Genomic DNA, 15852 nt, shown 5'->3' on the forward strand with positions numbered 1-15852 from the left:
CACGTGTCGGCAGTGCCCGGACATGAACGTGCCCGGGGTGACCGCTTCGGCACCGGGGTACGGATCGGCACACGCTCCCGTCGCCATCGTCGGGCAGAGCCTGTGCCGCAAGTGCATGGAGTCGGGGATCCCGTTCACCGGCGGCAGCGGGCGGTACATCGACCGTGCGCTGGAACTGGCCGATCTGAAGAAGTCCGACCTGTTCATCTCGAACGTGGTGCACTGCCACCCGGAGAACGACCGGAAGTCGGATCGGCACGAGATCGAGAACTGCCGGCACTTCCTGCATGAGGAACTGGACATCGTGTCGCCGCGGCTGATCATCGGTTTGGGCGAGGACGCCGAGAAGGTCCTGACGGAGCGCTACCCCGACGCGCCGCAGGTGTCGTGGCCGTTCGTCAGGCCCCGCGCTCCGAGACCAGCGGCGACGTACCTGCTCTTCCCCGAGCACCCCGGGTCCCTGCGGTTCAAGAAGACAGCCGACCGCGCGTACTACTCACCGAGTCTCGCCCGTGCAATCGCGTGGGGGTTTGAGGTCGGGTAGCTGCGGAGGGCGCGTGCCTACCCGGCGTCCATCCGCGCCGCCACGACGGGTCGAGCTGCGATACCGATGCCGACCTCGTAGCGAAGCGACGGGTCGACGTCGAGGTGCAGACCCAGCTCGGTGATCCTGCCGTCGCGGGGGTTCCACGTGCGGAACGGTTGCTCGTGGCCGAGAAGGGAGCCCAGCGAGTCGATGGTCGGCTTCCATAGGTTCAGCCAGTTCCTGCTCGGCCCGACGGTGAAGGCAAGTTCGAGCATGACGGGTCCATCCGGCAGCTCCGGGACACCTGCGAGGGCCGAGCGGATCTGCTCCTTCGCCGCAGGGCCGTCCCAGGATGCAGTAGTGACCAACTGCAGCACCTCGGCCGACGGCGCAGGCACCTCGCGGGCTGCCTCGATCCTCACAGCGGAGTGCCCGCCGCTGCGCTTGGTGCACCAGACCGACACCAGCCCACTGTCGGACAGACGGGAAGCGAGCGGCTTCGCGTAGTTGTCGAGGTCACGCTTGTCCAGGAGATCCAGGTGCGGAGCCAATCCGACGTCGAGCCGCAGCGCCCAGGGGCCATCGATCCGCGAGGGGACGAGTAGGGCCTGCGCCTCGTCCAGGAAGCTCCCCAGCTGCACCTGGCTGCGGTTGTCGGCCCGGTCCCATGAGTCGAGCTGAGGCGCGAGGTTCAGCTGTGCGCAGCTGCCCTCGGGGCGCGCGTACCACCGCATCGCTACAAGGTAGCCCGACGTGCAACGCACAGCTGGGCGCACCACTGCTTCTGTGCGACGTCAGTGTTCTCCCGAGCCAGTGCGCAGCAGGGCCTCGTACTCGCTCGTCCAGCTTTCCGGAGCCTGGTCGCGGTACCAGCGCAGTGGCGGCCACTCGTTGCGGTACCGCGTCAGCGCGCTGCCCGTGCGGATGCAGGCCAGCGCGATTCCCTCGTCGCGCATGATCGTCTCGACCTTCGCAGCGTCGGCGGGGTCGACATCGGGTTCACCTTGGACCTCCTGCAGCAGTGCGTAGTACGCGTAGATCACGCGGCGGGCCGGTTCGACGGGCTTGCCCTTCCAACGGTTGGGCACCGCGTCGGGGTAACGTCGCAGAACCTCGGCCAGAGAGGCGCCGCTGTCGAGCATGCGGGCGGCTTCCGCGCGCGAGTGCGCGTTGGGCCACTTCTCCAGTCTGCGAGCGACCACGAAGTTCATGTCCCGCAACGTTAGTTCGTGACGCGGTGGCGTCAGCCGGTCAGTCCTGCGGCTCCGCGTCGTAGAAGTCGTCGATAGTCCAAGCCTCCGGCAAGACGGTGATCTGCTCCGTCTTCGTCCGGATCCCGCGGCGGTCCATGGCGCTGGCGATCATCTCCACGCTGATCTCCTCCGGCGCGTCGATGCCGGCGACGATGGTCAGGGTGAAGTCAGCGGACCGCTCCCGAGGCCTGAGGTCACCGACGTCCCAGGTGACCTCGAAGGCATCGCCGGTGTCGACAACGGACCCGGCGCGGGGGAAGAAGTCGGGAATCTCAGCCCTCCCCAGACCTGCACGAGCGTTGGCGAGCATTTTGTCCAATGGGTCCGGCCACTTCGGGAGAGTCGGGAGGTCGGGAACACTCGGCGGGTAGGTGCGCACGAGAACACCGCCCTTCCGGATGCGGACCATCAGTTGCACACCGGACACCGCGTCGTCGGTGTCGTTGCCGACCCGGAAATGCACGGTGTTCGCGTCATCGTCGTCGACGATCTGACGGAGCACGTGATCCATCAGCCGGCTGCGTAGCTTGGCGAGGTAGTCGGCGACCCGGCGGTCGAACTCCTCGGCGTCCTTCGGGTCGGCGTACCGGAGCATCCCGAAGGACCCGGTGATGTCACCGAGCGAACTGAACGTGTCGTACGCAGCCCAGGCCGGACGTGCCGGATTGGGCTGCGGCTTGGGGCGCGGAGGTGGCCGATCCGCGGGCTTGCCGCTATTGGCCCCCACATAGGCCTCATGGCGCCGCAACCAGTCCTCGAGCTCCTCCCGCTCGATGCTCAGTCGCATGAGCGGTTCCGCATCGGCCGTCAGCTCCAGGTCGAGTTCCTGCCGCTGTGCACCCGCCACCAGTCGGCGGCCGAGCATCTCCATCTCCATAGGCCCCGCCGGAGCGGTGCGAGCCGTTCCGCGATGGAACACCAGCCCAGCGTGGAACTTGTCGTACTGCTTCTGCAACGTGTGCGTGGAGTCGCCGGGCTCGGGTGGCTCCACCACGACCACGAGCACCTCGACCCCGGAGAACCGGATTGTGCGAGGCGTGAACCGAGGCGTCATGGCGTACGTCTTGATCCCCGGTGTCAGATCTGCGTGGTCGATCGCAGGGATCCCAGCTGCGGCGCCGGGTTCCACGCCCACCACCATGTAGGCGACGCCGCCGCAGTTGAGTCGCGCGTCTTCGACAGACCGGTTGGCGAACCCGAGGACCGCCTTGGCGACGGCGAACTTACCCGCGGCGGTGTTGAGGTCCAGGCTGCTCTTCCACTCCAGCCAGTTGGTCTCTTGGGCCTCCGCTCGGGATCCGTGGATCGCGGCGACGAGTCGGAGAAGTTCATCGTCGGTGCGCAGCGCACGGGTCGTGTCGATGTCGCTCAGCGTGAGAGGCTCAGAGTCCACGGAACCAGCGTATTGCCCGGCAGTGACAGTCTTCGCACAGCGCGGCGCGGTCCCCACCGATAGCCGTCAGTGGCTACTCGGCGGGCGGTCTACCGACCTGTCCACCCTCGGCGGGGTGTCCACCCTCAGCGGGGGTGTCCACCCGTCCACCCAAGGTGGACGGTCGGGGGAATCCGGGAGACTGATTCACAAAAGACCAGGTGACGGTAGTAGTTAAGTGAAGCTGCGGCCGTCTCTTATAGGAGCCATCCGCGGCGCGTCCACCCAGGGTGGACGGGTGGACGGGTGGACACCTGCGGTTCGACGATCCGTTTCACCCGACTGTCCACCCACCGTCCACCCAGGGTGGACACCTGGGTGGACACCCGCCGCGAGGTCACTCAGGGTCGGGCTCGACGGAGCGCATCCGCTCGCCTTCGCAGACCCACAGCTGCCGCATGCACAGCTCGGTCGCGAGCTCCGCAGCCCTGGTGTACCGCTCCGACTTCGCGTTCTTCGCCGACGCCTGGATGTCCCGCAGCGTGAACGTCGGGCCGCTCTTGCCGAACTTGTTGCGCCCTTCCCGGACGTCGCGGCCCCACTTGGCGAGGGAGGTGAGCAGAGCCTCGGTGTGCGCCACCTTCGCCAGCTCCGCCGCGTTCTTGCGGTCGAAGTCGAGGCTGCCGTTCTCCTGCGCCTGCTCCTTCTTGAGGCCCTTCACCGAGGCTTCGAGGCGGTCACGCACGCGCCGCGAGTGCTCCATCACGTGGCCGGCCCACTCCCACTCGAAAGCGCCGATGTGAGCCTGGTGCTGGATCAGGGCGGCCCACGCCGCGGTGCGCAGTCGGTTCAGGTTCTGGTGGCCGGCGAGTTCGTCCACGTCGCGGTCGAAGCGGATCTTGTTGGCCTGGGCCTCCCACACCTCGTCGTGAATGGCGTCGTCTACGGTGAGCAACTCGCGGTCACCGTCGGGGTGCTTCACCACGTGCGAGGTCGGAAGGCCGCGCATGATGTCGATCTCCGCACGCGGCTTGGGACCGCGCGGGCGCTTGGACAGGCTGCGTGGGTCAGAGGTGGAGAACCAGTTGGTGCGCTGCAGGGTGCCGCCGTCACGCTCGGCCATCAGCGCCATCGCAGGCTTGCCGTACTGCGTCGAGAACGACACGAGGATCCGGTACGACAGGGGCTCGACCTTCAGCGGGTCCGCGCCGTCCTTCTTCGGATCGGTGCCGAGCTCGGCTCCGGTGATCGCGGCGCGCAGCTCAGAAGCGAGGTCATTGCCCCCACGTCCGGACTGCGCCGTGAGCGTGTCCACTTCGGACCAGTCGCACCAGGCGGCTTCACGGATGGGCACGACCTCCACCTTGCCGTCGTCGTCCTTCTGGCGTGCCACGAACAGTCCGGCGAGCGCGGCGCCCGACGGCGGCATGAACTTCTTGTCGACCGAGTCCTCGGTGTGGATCAGCACCCCGGCGTCATAGATCACCAGGCCGTGCGCCGCGCCCTTGCCACGCCCCGAAGCACCGACGATGCCGATCTGGTAGTTCAGAGGCGCCGGCATGCCGCCGACCAGGTCCGGTACCAGGACACTCGCCCGGACCCGCAGCAGGCCGCGGCCGATGCTCAGGCCGAGGGTCGACCAGGGCGACATCGCCGCGGCGCGGGCCGCCGTGCGGATCTGGCCCACCTGCGGCAGACGCGGATCCCCGAACACCAACTCCTCGAGCTCCTCGGTGCACGGGTCCGGCAGGTGCCGGTACGGGTCGCGCTTGTCCGCGAGCGCCTCAGCCTCGGCGGCAGCCCGTTCCTCGGCCGTCTGCTCCGGCTCCGGCTCCGGCATCGGCTGGAGCGCGTTCGCCCCCACCGTCGGTGCCCCGACGACCGAGTCCGCCCCCAGCAGCACCGCTCCATCCCGCGGCTCGACCGGATGCTGCCCGGCACGCAGTTCAGCGGCGGCACCACGGAGGCGCTGCGCCCGGCGAAGCAGACCATCGGCCCCCACCTCGACGTGGACGATCTCACCCCTGTGCGATCCGTCCGGCATCGGCGTGCCCGTCGTCGGCACAGCGACCGTGGTGACACCCCCTGCTGCGGCGGCCTCGGCCTCGGTCGCGGCCTCCTCGAGGTCGTCGGCATCGATGGTGTGGAATTCGTGGTCCCGACGCAGCTCGATCCCGAAGTGCTTCGCGACCGCGCGGAACCCGGCTCCCGTCGACGGAACGCCCATCAGCGAGGCGGCGAGCTGAGCCTTGCTCACGGTGCGCATATCCAGCTTCAGCGACGCCATTGCGGTGTCCGAGACGAAGTGCGCATAGGTGCCACGGTCGCACGCGTGGAGCCACGCGCTCCGGCGGTGCGTCGCGCCGCGGAAGTGTACTTCCGTGCATCCGCACTCAGGATCCTCGTCGCCCCAGTCCTCCAGTCGGGCCTGCGGATCGAGTGCCAGCACCTCCCCCCACGGCACCGCATCCAGGTCCGAGCTCAGCTCCACGGACGACTCCGAGACCGGTCCACGCTCCCGGACCTTCTCGGCGAGCCCGCCGTGCAGTTTCTCCATACCGGCCGGGCACTCGACGGCCGGGTCGAACAGCCACTCGGGCGCGTCCGCCACGTCCTCGGCGTGCCACACCTGGTGGCCGCCATCCGCCACGTACCGATGACCTCCCGCCGCGATGAGTGCGGTGGGCGGCACCACCGCCATGCTCCCGGGCGCGGCCAGCACATCGATCAGACCGCCGTCACCGACCCTGGCCTGCGGGATGTTCGACAGGCGCCGCCCGCGGTGCGACTCCGGCACCCGCAGCCAGGCATGTCCACCGCCACGCTTGTCGTAGCGCGGGTCGCATTGCACGGGCAGCGTGCCCTTCGCCGTGATCAGCACCGGCTGCAGCCCAGCCGCCTTCAGTGCCTGCACCGCTGCGAGGTTCTCGGCATCGACCACGATGAGGTGCGACGGCCCGAGCAGCACGCCGAGGTTGCCGCCCTCCAGCACGTGTGCGAGAGCTTCCTCCTCCGTGAGGGCGGGGGTACGAGCCGGGTCGTTCCAGCCGGCGCCGATCGGCTTCTTGGTGCCGGCGTGCAGCCGCACGAGGTGGAACCCCAGCGCGAGCATGCGCCGGATCACGAACACCGCGAGGCCGGGGTCCAGCGAGGGGGCCGGCGGCGGCGCGGGGATCCAGGCCGCGAGAGCCTCCAGGTCGACCGAACGCATGAGGGGCCCGCCCTCGTTGCTCAGGTCGACCCACGCGTACGAGCCGGGGGTGTTGTCGCAGACGCTGTGCCGGATCACGATCGGGCGGTCGTCGACCGAGTACCGGTCGGGGCAGTGGCACAGCCCGGGGAGCGGGGTGGAGTCGCGGACGAGCTGCGGGCGCGTGGCTAGGAACGCTTCGAAGGTGGTGCTCATCGCGTCACCTCCTCGGCGACAGCGGGGGTGACCGTGACGGCCACCCCCACTCCGAGGATCTGCGCGGCGGCCGGGCCCTCCAGCCGCACGAGGAGCGGTTCGCCCTCGGTGCGGGGCCGGGCGAGCAGTGCCTCGAGCTCGGAGAAGGAGTGGGCGACCACCTCGGCGGTCGGCGTGTCGCGCTCAGGGCTTGAGGCCACGTCGAGATGTGCGAACATGGTGTTGCCTTTCGATTGGTACTCGGGGGCGTACTTGAGCGATCGGGCCGGCCACGAACCGGCCCTTTCGCATGTTTGGGGTCAGGGCGCGATCTGCGCCCAGTTGCGGTCCAACCAGGAATCGATCTCCGCGGCCCGGCTCCTCTCCTCTGCGGCCAGCGACCCGATGGTGAACGCGACCGCGTGATCCACGTGTGCGACCCGTGCAGCGGCGCGGCACCCGGCGATGACAGCGCCGTGGCGGTCGCCGGGACGGGTAGCGCGGAACAGACCCTCGGCCGCGGCGCGGACTCCTTCGGTACTCATGCGGCGGCACCGTCCACGACAGTCGGCAGCGAGTCGAGCCACGCGTCGAGATCCTGCGGGTAGACAAGGATCGCCTTCCCACAGCGGTGCGCAACGAGTTCCCCGTCCGCGATCTTGCGCTGGATCGTGCGGAGGCTGAAGCCTGTTCCCGCCGCGATCTCGGCCGGCCGGTAGCCGATCCTCATGCCCTTGCTCTGCTTCATCTCGGTCCCTTCTCCCGACTTCAGACGCCTCGCGACGCCGTGTGCCGCAGCACTATGTCAGCGACCGCCACCGGGCGACGACTCAAACGCCCCGCGCTGGTCAGGAGCGTGTCGCGCCGGAAACTTTCTTTGGCCCGCGACATGTTGCGACAACAGCCGTCACGAACCGTCCACGAACGCCAAACTGACTGCGCCGCACTGGTTTCCGACGTTGTGCACCGTGCAAACCTTCGCCCACCATGGTTGCCATGACCCACCGCATCCACCGCAGCTCCCGACGAACGAGTGTCACGTCCCCCGGCGTTCGCGGGCTCCTGACCAGCGCATTCACTGTCACAGCCCTCGCGCTCGCCGCACCCAACACGGCCTACGCCGCGGATCCGGACTGCGCAGAGCTCTCTGAGAACCTCCGCCGCCTCTGCGACTCGGCCGAAGGGGTCGAGACCGCTTGGCGCGAGGGCGCCGAATCCTCCGGCGGTTCCAGCGGCCTCGGCTCCTGGTTCAGTGACCACGCCGGCATGATCTGCCTGCTCCTGGGCATCGCCATCGCCATCACCGTCACCGTCACGATCCGCAAGGGCAACGCCGAGGATCGGGAGCAGGCCACCGCCGCCGAGGCCGCTCGCGGTCGCGCCCTCGCCGCCGCTGACCTCGCACGCCGGCAGACCGAGGCGGAGCAGGCCGCGCTCGCACAGCTGCCTCCGCGGTCGGAGTTCGATCCGCTCGGCTTGGGCCTCCCGGCACCCGCGGTGCAAGTGCCCGCCGTCACGGGCCCGCCCACCGATCCCCAGGATCTCGCGCGGTATGGGGCACTGGGCGCCGTGGTGCCTTGGACCCCGGGCACGGCCCTCGCCACCGTGATGACGCGGGCCGGCAGCATCGCCCCCGCGCAGCGCGCGTTCGCCGAGGCGTGCGAGCTCGGACGGCTCGGCGAGACCGATCCGGAGACCGGCGCGTTCACTCCTGCCGCCTCCGTGGTGCGCGTCGAGCCCACCGGCGACGAGGGGGACGCCGCGCTGGTGATCCGCCCCGCCTCCGTCCTCGTCGGCGGCACCGAGATCGACAAGGTTCGCACCCTGCTCGAGCGCACCGCCCGCGTCCGTCACGCCGGCCCGGCCGCACGCATTCACGCGAGCGGTGAGTGGGTGGTCGTGCTCTCGAATCGCGACCTCGCTGCCCTGGACCAGAACAGCGGGCCCGCCGCATCGAGCGACAGCGACGACGAGGACTGGTGAGCATGTCCGCCGAGTACGACTTCCTCTTCGAGGGCATCGACGAGCCCACGCCCGAGCCCACCGACGCCCCCAAGCCGGCCGACGATGAGGCCGAGGCCGAGCAGGAACACGCCGCGCAGAAGGCAGCCGCCGAGGCGCAGGAAAAGGCTCTCACCGCCGAGGTCGATCGCTACCTGGCGATGCTCCCGGCCATCGAGACCGCCCGTCCACTGCCCGCGCAGACGGGAGGGCAGGAGTCGGAGACGCCGCGTCTGTCCGGCGCCGCCTGGGTAGCCGATCGGCTGCGCAAGACGCTCGAGCCCATGGCCCCCGCGGGTACGCAGATCACCACCGGCGTAGTGGGTGAGACGGTCGCCGCGACAGTGCAGCCGCCCGCCGGAATGAAGGGGAAGCCGATCGCCTCGGCGATGCTCGCGGCGATCGAGGCCGCTGGGAACCTCGGATCCTTCGAGGTGAAGCGCGCGGGTGGAAGCGCCTTCACTCTCCGGCGTGACGGCGTCGGCGTGACCGTCGACGCGTGGGCCTCGCACGGACAGAAGGCCGGCAGGTTCTACTCCGATCCCGCGTCGCGTGCGGCCGTCTGGGACGCTGCCGGGCTCAGCGTTCCGGGCTCGGTCAAGGGAAAGAAGAGGCGGCCAAAGATCCATGAGTTCAGCGAGGATCAGCGCGGCGGCACCGTCGAGTTGGAGCTCCCCGGCGGACTCACCATCGCCAACGTCGAGCGGGCGCGCGCCGCGCTGCGGCAGTCGCTGAACGCACCGGCCCTGGAGGTGTCGGAGCACGGCGTACATCCCGTGCTGCACCTGAACACCAAGTCCGTCGGAGCGGACTTCCCGAAGGTCAACGTGATGTCGCCGGCGCTCTTCGTTCGGCCCCGCACGGAGGCAGAGCGTCACGCCGCGGGGTCGAGTTTTGTGCTCCCGTTGGGTGTGCGTGGGGACGGTTCGCCGATCCTCGTGCCGCAGGCCGCCACCCCGCACATGGCCGTGTTCGGTGGAACCGGATCCGGCAAGACGACGCTGATCACCTCTCTCCTCGACGCTGCCTGCTTGCAAGGGGCATCCGTTCTACTGGCTGACGGCCGCGCCGGTAGTGACATGCGCCGTATCGCACTCAGCGGGCGCAACGGAATCATCGGATACTGCGCCGGATCCCAAGCGACACTGCATCGCGCGGTCCAGTTCACCCACGATGAGTACCGCCGCCGGCAGGCTCTGCAGGATCTCATCCAGCGGGCAGGCCACGAGTACCGACCGACTCCGCTGGTCCTGTTCTTTGACGAGTGGGGCAGCTGGCTCCACACGTTGGGCGGAGGCACCAAGGAGCAGAAGGCCGCCGCCGAAGTCACCCGCACGCGTATGGAGCAGCTCGCCGCGGAGGCACGTGAACTCAAGGTCTTCGTCGTCCTCGCCGGGCAGCACGCGTACGTCAGCGCTCTTCCCGGAACGCTGCGGGGAAACCTCAAGACTCAGGTGGTGGTCGGCCGCCCCGATGACGACCACCTCTCTGCTCTGTTCGCGGATCAGCGAGCGGCGGCGAAGAAGGTGCGCGACGGGATCAACCCGAACATCAAGGGCCGCAGTTTGGTGGCCGATGTCGGCGAGGAGGGCGACATGACCATCTCGATGTTCCAGGGGTTCTTCAACCCGCCCGGTCCCGCAGCAGACGCGATGGCCGCGGCGGTGGCCGCCGCTCCCCGCCCGCGACGGATCGCGTGGCGGTTCCCGCTTCCGGGCGAGGAGGGAGGCGACGGCTCATGGCAGGACTGGACGCCGGTGTCCGAGCCGAGCTCCGACTCGCTTCCAGCAGTACTCCTCGATCTTCCCGACGGAACGCCTGACCCCGCCGCTGCTGTCTTCGACCCGACGTCCAAGCGCTACAGCCCCGGCCGCAAGCCCCTGTCCAACGTCCACGTGATCTGACCCCACGAACGGAGATCAACATGACCTCGTACCCGTCCCTCGCCCCGCACCTGAAGAAGAGCCCGACCCCGTCCAACGTCCAGGCCTCGGTGGAGCTCAGCCGTGATGCCGCCCGCGAGGCGGTGAAGCGGATCGGTCGTGCCGCCGCCGCGCTCAGGGCCTTGTCCGAGACCGAGTACCCGTCCCCCGCGCAGATGATCGCGGCGGTCGCCTCCTGGACCGCCGCCGAGCGCGAGATCCATGCCGCGGTCGTCGACGTCACGGCGGCCGCTGTGCTCGGCGGAGCGGCGGTCACCACCACCGCCCGCGGCTCGCACGGGGTGCGCCCGCAGACGCTGAGCAACTGGCTCTCCGGCACCGCGGCGCGGTACCGCGGCGTCGACTTGGAGAAGTCTGATGGCGAATGGAGGCCCGTGCACGTCGCTGACCTGCACGAACTCGACGCGGAGTCACAGAATCCCGCGGATACGGACGCTCGGTACACGGGGAACGTCGGTCAGGAGACGTCGGCAGTGGCGGCCGGTGCACAGGGACAGTCGGCCGGTGCTCACGGAGCGTCGGTCGGTGACATCGATCCGGCGGTGGTCAAGGCCGCCGTCGCCGAGGCGATCGGAGGTGAGCTCGCATGACTCGCTTCGTGACCACAGACCCGACCGCCGCGGCCCGCGCGACCGAGGAGCTCCGCGACGCGACCAAGGCACTCTCCGTCGTCATCACGGTGGCGGCCCAGGCACTCAACACGCATCCGGACGACCCGGTGACCGCGGAGGATGCACTTCGCGGACTCGAACGCTGGGTCCGCGGGGAGAAGGGGCGGCGCCGCCGACTCGGGCACCTGCTCCTCCTGTTGCACGAGACCGGAGTGAGCGAGCGCGCCCTCGCCGACCGCGTCGGCCTCGGTCGCCATGCCGTCGCGCAGATGATCGCCGACGCGAGGGTCGAGCGAGAGGCGGACACGTGATCACCCCCGCGCTACAAGCGCCTTCCGCCGCGACCGGTCCGTACACCTCCTCGGAGGGGGTGGACATGCATCCACGGACCTGCGACCTGCACGTTTGCCCCGGCTTCGAGGGTGCGGACGAGGCGAAACACAACCAGGGTTCCGCTACAACCCGCGCTACAAACACCGCCACAGCGCCCGCTACGAGCGCCGTGGCCGCTGATCAGCCGGACCGGTCGGCAGGAGCCGCCAGTGTGACCGTCGACCAGCCGGAGTGGCCGGCGCCTCCGTTTCCGCAGGTCACAGCGCATGAAGAGGAGAAGACCGTGACGTCCGACCGCAAGGCACTGGATCCCCTGCGCGAGGTCCGCGCCATCCTGTGGACCTTGCTGGTCTCCGCGACGGTGGCCAGCGTCGCCGGCAACGTGGCTCACACCGTGATCGTGCACGGCCTGCACTGGGCGACCATCGGCCCCGTCGTCCTCGCACTCCTGGGACCGACCGCGTTGCTCGGGCTGTTCCACCTCATGGCCGCGTGGGCACGGGCCGCGGCGGAAGCGGGCTCGGCGATCTTCTGGTTCTTCCTCCTCGCCGTGATCGGCCTGGCCAGCGCTGCGTTCAGACTCAGCTTCGCGGCGCTCCGCGACCTGGCCCTGGGTTACGGGTACAGCTACGTCGACGCAGCTCTGTTCCCGCTGATCCTCGACGGTGTCATCGCGGTGTGCACCGTGGGACTGGTGGCCGCGACGCGCCCGCGACGCAAGGCGAAGGCTGCCCGCCCCTCGTTCCCGCAGCGGGTGCGCGCATGGTGGCGAAGCGCCCCCGCCGACGCGACGCAGCCGGTGCAGTCGGTGCAGACCACTGCGAACCGCGACGCGGAGCAGGTCGATGCACCGATGCTTCGCGACGTGCGCGGCGCAGCGCCCGCTCCCACCGCGACGCAGACTGCCTCCGTTCGCGACGCGGAGCTCGCGACGCAGACCACGTCAGTTCGCGACGCGGAGCCGGAGGAACTCGCGACTCAGACCGCGACGCAGCGCGACGCACTTCGCGACGCAGACACCGAGGAACTGCCCGTGACCAGGGATGATTCGCGCGACGCAGCCGCGAAGCACCGCGACGAAGCGCCCACGACGCGGCGGCTCGCTGCGGTGCCGACTCCTCGACCCGCCGCGACGCACGCACCTGCTTCGGCCGCGACGCAGACCGCCACCGATCGCGACGCAGAGGACGGCGACGAGTACCTGCGTCGCGCCGAACTGCTCGTCGAAGCAGGCCGCACCACCGCCCCGCTCGCCGCGGTGCACCGAGTGCTTCGTGGCAAGGCGAACGGCGAAACGAACCGCGAGCTCGCCGACGTGACGGGTCTCTCAGAGTCCGCTGTCCAGCGCATCGTCACGGCCTCCCGCGAACTCGTCGCTACATAACCCAGACCCTCCGCTACCCACCCCGCCGACGCCCCGGGTGCAACACCCTCCCCTCCTTCGAAAGGAACCGAGATGAACACGAAGAAGTACTCGGTCGCAGCGCTCGCTGCGGTCGCCCTGACCCTCACCGCGTGCGGCACCCCGACCGAGACCGCCTCGTCGACGAACTCCTCGACCTCGGCATCGCCCAGCGCCAGTAAGTCCTTCAAGGAGCAGTCGCGCGAGGCCCTGCGCCGGCTGGACCGCAACGGCCAGCTCGGCATTCCCGGCCCGGTCATCGGCGAGCTGGCCGAGGTCGCCGCCCAGGACGGGACGCCGCTGGCCTTCTCGTGGGGCGACGGATGCACCTGGGTCAGGACGCCTGACGGTGCGCTGTGGAGCCTCCACTCCGGCGGCGGTGCGCTGTCCCGGGACGACCGCCAGCAGTCCTGGTTCAAGGCGCACCCCGGCGCGCTGGTCGCCAAGGAGTGCTACCAGCAGGGGTCGATGCCGACGCGCCCCGACCCTGCGGTGTCCACGCCGTATCGCTGGCGTGACGGCACCACGACGAAGGTCTCGATCAACGGCGTGGCGTACGCGCTGCCGCCTCTGATCAGCGAGCGCGGCGCCGTGCTGGTCGCGGAGGCCAGCGCCGGACCCACGACCCCCACGAACTGAACCCGAAGGAGAACGAACATGAACAAGAACATCGGTGCCATCGCCCTGGCGGCCGTCACCCTCGCCCTGACCGCCTGCTCCCCGACGACCGAGTCCATCTCGGCACCGACCAGCTCCGCCGCTCCGAGCGTCGCCTCCGACCGTGAGGTGAAGCGCGCCGAGGCTGAGGCCGGTAAGCGCGAGCTCGCCATCCTCGGAGTCCTCGGGCTGCCGAACGGCGTCGACCGGATCGCGGCAGAGGCTGCCGCCGCGCGCGGCTTCCCGTACATGTTCAGCCACGGCGAAGGGTGCAGCTGGGTGCGCACCTCGGACGCCGCGCTCTGGCGGATGTACGGCACGGACGGCGGCCAGCTCGTGCGCGACACCGAGGCCGAGCGGGCGTTCCACAGCAACGCGGGGGCATCCGATCTCTGGACCTGCAGCCCCGCCGCCAACGTCCCGACGGCAGACGATCCGGCCGCGAGCACCCCGTATCAGTTCGTCGACGAGCGCGGCACGTGGGTGCGCGTCGGCAGCGCCGTGTACCTGGTGCCCGAGCCCGTCCCGACCCGCGGCGTGGTGCCGCACCTCCGATCCGAGTCCGGCGAAGTCGTGCCGCTGCCCACCAACTAGAAGGAGATCACCCATGAGCATCGTGAAGTCGATCATCACCAGCCGTACGACCATCGTCGCTGCACTCGCTCTCACGCTGGGAGTGCTGCTGACGCTCGCGTTCACGCCGCGTCACGAAGAGGGAGTCGCACCGCCGGCCGCGGTCGCGCACCGCATGGTCGGGAACGAGTGCCAGCTGTCGGTCGTCGCGTTCGACGGCCGCACCTGGAGCGCCGCGGCGGGAGACCAGCAGCTCCGCCGCGTCGACGGTGTGGGTGACGCCTGCACCCCCGCCGCCGTCACCGATCGGGTCTCGGTTGGCGACCGCTGCGTGCGCGTGCTCCGCGTCGACGGACGGACCTACGTGCTGCCCAACCGCGACGGCGACGGTGCGCTCGAGCCCGCCCCCGCCGAAGCGACCACGGCGGTCACCGGCTGCCGAGTCGATCCGTCCCGCTGACCCGACGAGCGGCCGTGCCGCACCTCCGCGGGGAGGTGCGGTGCGGGGTCCGCCGGACCAGAGAGAAGGAAGAGAACTATGACCGACCCCGACGAGAACGACACCGAGCTGACGCGCATCTGGACGCCGGATCCACACACGCCGCGTGTGCCGCCCGGCGATCCGTTCGGTGTCTACGCCGGCAAGACCGACGACGACGCCGACGGTCCCGACATCTGACCCGACGGTGAGGGTGCGGCATCACTACCGCGTGGTGTCGCGCCCCGACCGCCGGACCGCCTGAACCAAGGAGAGAACGATGAACGAGAACGCATACCGCTTCGCCGCCTACGCCATCGCTCAAGACAGCTGCGCACCCGCCGCCGTCACCGCGTACGCCGGGGCCGTGGCCGCCGCACGACACCGCGCGCACGCCGAGGGGACCACGGTGACCTGCCAGCTGATCCACGAGCTGAGCACGGACCCGGTGACGCACGCCGCCGCGGTGGAGGTCGGCCCCTTCACGATGCTGACGCTCTCGGATTGGCTGCACGAGGTGTGGGTCGACGTGACTGAGATCGCCGCCCTGACCGAGGTGCCGGAGCTGACCGCCGACGAGCAGATGCACCGCCGCGCCGCCGCCGAGTTGTTCGCGGAGGCCGACGCCAACAGCGGAACCGCCACGCTGGCCTTCGCCGGTGCACTCGCGGTTGCGAACGCGCGGTGGCTCGCCGAAGGCGGCGATCCGGCGACTGCCTTCGTCAGCTCCGTGCTCGATGCGGATCCCGTGGCCGCCGCCGCTCGTGAGGAGCTAGACGAGTCGACTCGCGCGAGCATCGCGATGGCCGTCGGGAACCGGTGGCGCGAGATCATGGAACGCGTCGCGGTCATGGAGACGGTCGCCGCGATCGAAGCCGCTGCCTGACGACTCACCGACGCAAGCACCCCGCCACTCGTTGCGAGTGACGGGGTGCTCCTTATATATGGGTCGGGTGCTACGCGGCGACGTCTCCGGCGATGAGTCGGTCGATCTCGCGCATGGGGATCAACCTTCTCCGCCCCACCTTCACTCCCTTGATCCTGCCGTCCTTCAACTGCGCGTAGATGAGGCTCTCACTGCACCGCAGCATCTCGGCGGTCTCGGCGACGGTCAGCATGGTGACCGGCGCAGCGGGTGCAGGCGGCTGGTTCTGGCCGACCGCGGCCAGCAGCGTGGCGAGCGCGGCGGCGAGATCGCTGTTCTGGTTCTCGCTCATGTTGCAATCGCACCACGAGAATCGGGCGCCTCCAACTGAAACGGAATCGCGTACTTTTTCGGCGTGTCGCGCTGAGCGCAGGCCAGAGTGCGGTCCACATG

Annotated in this window: 19 protein-coding genes; 11 read left to right on the forward strand and 8 right to left on the reverse strand. The window is 69.7% G+C overall.

Annotated elements, in window-relative coordinates:
* A partial coding sequence (locus GOEFS_RS14935; protein ID WP_007318767.1) for a uracil-DNA glycosylase family protein occupies positions 1–544 on the forward strand: 544 nt, incomplete at its 5' end.
* Positions 545–561: 17 nt separating this feature from the next.
* On the opposite strand, the gene GOEFS_RS14940 is transcribed toward GOEFS_RS14935, so the two are convergent.
* The 7 genes from GOEFS_RS14940 to GOEFS_RS14970 all read right to left on the reverse strand — a co-directional run bounded on the left by GOEFS_RS14940 (position 562) and on the right by GOEFS_RS14970 (position 7284).
* On the reverse strand, positions 562–1260 hold the full coding sequence (locus GOEFS_RS14940) for a hypothetical protein (protein ID WP_100452045.1): 699 nt from the start codon (positions 1258–1260) through the stop codon (positions 562–564).
* A 60-nt stretch (positions 1261–1320) separates the two neighbouring features.
* On the reverse strand, positions 1321–1737 hold the full coding sequence (locus tag GOEFS_RS14945; protein WP_007318769.1) for a hypothetical protein: 417 nt from the start codon (positions 1735–1737) through the stop codon (positions 1321–1323).
* A 40-nt stretch (positions 1738–1777) separates the two neighbouring features.
* Positions 1778–3172 (reverse strand): hypothetical protein, encoded by a 1395-nt coding sequence (locus GOEFS_RS14950; RefSeq protein WP_007318770.1) that lies wholly within the window; start codon positions 3170–3172, stop codon positions 1778–1780.
* A 376-nt stretch (positions 3173–3548) separates the two neighbouring features.
* A complete protein-coding gene (locus GOEFS_RS14955) occupies positions 3549–6557 on the reverse strand; it encodes a bifunctional DNA primase/polymerase (RefSeq protein WP_007318771.1) in 3009 nt (1002 codons plus the stop codon).
* The gene (locus tag GOEFS_RS14960; RefSeq protein WP_007318772.1) at positions 6554–6775 is read right to left on the reverse strand and encodes a hypothetical protein; all 222 of its coding nucleotides are present in this window, start codon (positions 6773–6775) and stop codon (positions 6554–6556) included. Before GOEFS_RS14960 ends, GOEFS_RS14955 begins: the two co-directional genes overlap by 4 nt.
* 81 nt (positions 6776–6856) lie before the next feature.
* On the reverse strand, positions 6857–7081 hold the full coding sequence (locus tag GOEFS_RS14965) for a hypothetical protein (RefSeq protein ID WP_007318773.1): 225 nt from the start codon (positions 7079–7081) through the stop codon (positions 6857–6859).
* Entirely contained in the window at positions 7078–7284 is a 207-nt protein-coding gene (locus tag GOEFS_RS14970; RefSeq protein WP_007318774.1) for a helix-turn-helix domain-containing protein, read from the reverse strand. Before GOEFS_RS14970 ends, GOEFS_RS14965 begins: the two co-directional genes overlap by 4 nt.
* 248 nt (positions 7285–7532) lie before the next feature.
* On the opposite strand from GOEFS_RS14970, the gene GOEFS_RS23265 reads away from it, so the two are divergent.
* The 10 genes from GOEFS_RS23265 to GOEFS_RS15015 all read left to right on the forward strand — a co-directional run bounded on the left by GOEFS_RS23265 (position 7533) and on the right by GOEFS_RS15015 (position 15420).
* Entirely contained in the window at positions 7533–8519 is a 987-nt protein-coding gene (locus tag GOEFS_RS23265) for a hypothetical protein (protein ID WP_138918027.1), read from the forward strand.
* Positions 8520–8521: 2 nt separating this feature from the next.
* On the forward strand, positions 8522–10441 hold the full coding sequence (locus tag GOEFS_RS14980; protein WP_007318776.1) for an ATP-binding protein: 1920 nt from the start codon (positions 8522–8524) through the stop codon (positions 10439–10441).
* 20 nt (positions 10442–10461) lie between these two features.
* Entirely contained in the window at positions 10462–11070 is a 609-nt protein-coding gene (locus GOEFS_RS14985) for a hypothetical protein (protein ID WP_007318777.1), read from the forward strand.
* Entirely contained in the window at positions 11067–11402 is a 336-nt protein-coding gene (locus tag GOEFS_RS14990; protein WP_007318778.1) for a hypothetical protein, read from the forward strand. Before GOEFS_RS14985 ends, GOEFS_RS14990 begins: the two co-directional genes overlap by 4 nt.
* A 233-nt stretch (positions 11403–11635) precedes the next feature.
* The gene (locus GOEFS_RS22560; protein WP_170323182.1) at positions 11636–12808 is read left to right on the forward strand and encodes a DUF2637 domain-containing protein; all 1173 of its coding nucleotides are present in this window, start codon (positions 11636–11638) and stop codon (positions 12806–12808) included.
* A gap of 72 nt (positions 12809–12880) precedes the next feature.
* Entirely contained in the window at positions 12881–13465 is a 585-nt protein-coding gene (locus GOEFS_RS15000; RefSeq protein WP_007318780.1) for a hypothetical protein, read from the forward strand.
* 18 nt (positions 13466–13483) lie between these two features.
* Positions 13484–14077: a hypothetical protein gene (locus tag GOEFS_RS15005; RefSeq protein ID WP_007318781.1), complete on the forward strand. Its 594-nt coding sequence runs from the start codon at positions 13484–13486 to the stop codon at positions 14075–14077.
* 13 nt (positions 14078–14090) lie between these two features.
* The gene (locus GOEFS_RS15010; protein WP_007318782.1) at positions 14091–14516 is read left to right on the forward strand and encodes a hypothetical protein; all 426 of its coding nucleotides are present in this window, start codon (positions 14091–14093) and stop codon (positions 14514–14516) included.
* Between the two features lie 78 nt (positions 14517–14594).
* Entirely contained in the window at positions 14595–14735 is a 141-nt protein-coding gene (locus GOEFS_RS23495) for a hypothetical protein (protein ID WP_170323183.1), read from the forward strand.
* Positions 14736–14814: 79 nt separating this feature from the next.
* Complete coding sequence (locus GOEFS_RS15015; protein ID WP_007318783.1) at positions 14815–15420, forward strand: hypothetical protein; 606 nt, start codon at positions 14815–14817, stop codon at positions 15418–15420.
* A 70-nt stretch (positions 15421–15490) separates the two neighbouring features.
* Here GOEFS_RS15015 and GOEFS_RS15020 read toward each other — a convergent pair whose 3' ends face one another.
* Positions 15491–15751, reverse strand: coding sequence for a helix-turn-helix domain-containing protein (locus GOEFS_RS15020; protein WP_007318784.1), 261 nt, complete (start codon positions 15749–15751; stop codon positions 15491–15493).
* Positions 15752–15852 lie beyond the last annotated feature (101 nt).

Source organism: Gordonia effusa NBRC 100432 (assembly GCF_000241305.1).
Classification (GTDB): Bacteria; Actinomycetota; Actinomycetes; order Mycobacteriales; family Mycobacteriaceae; genus Gordonia; species Gordonia effusa.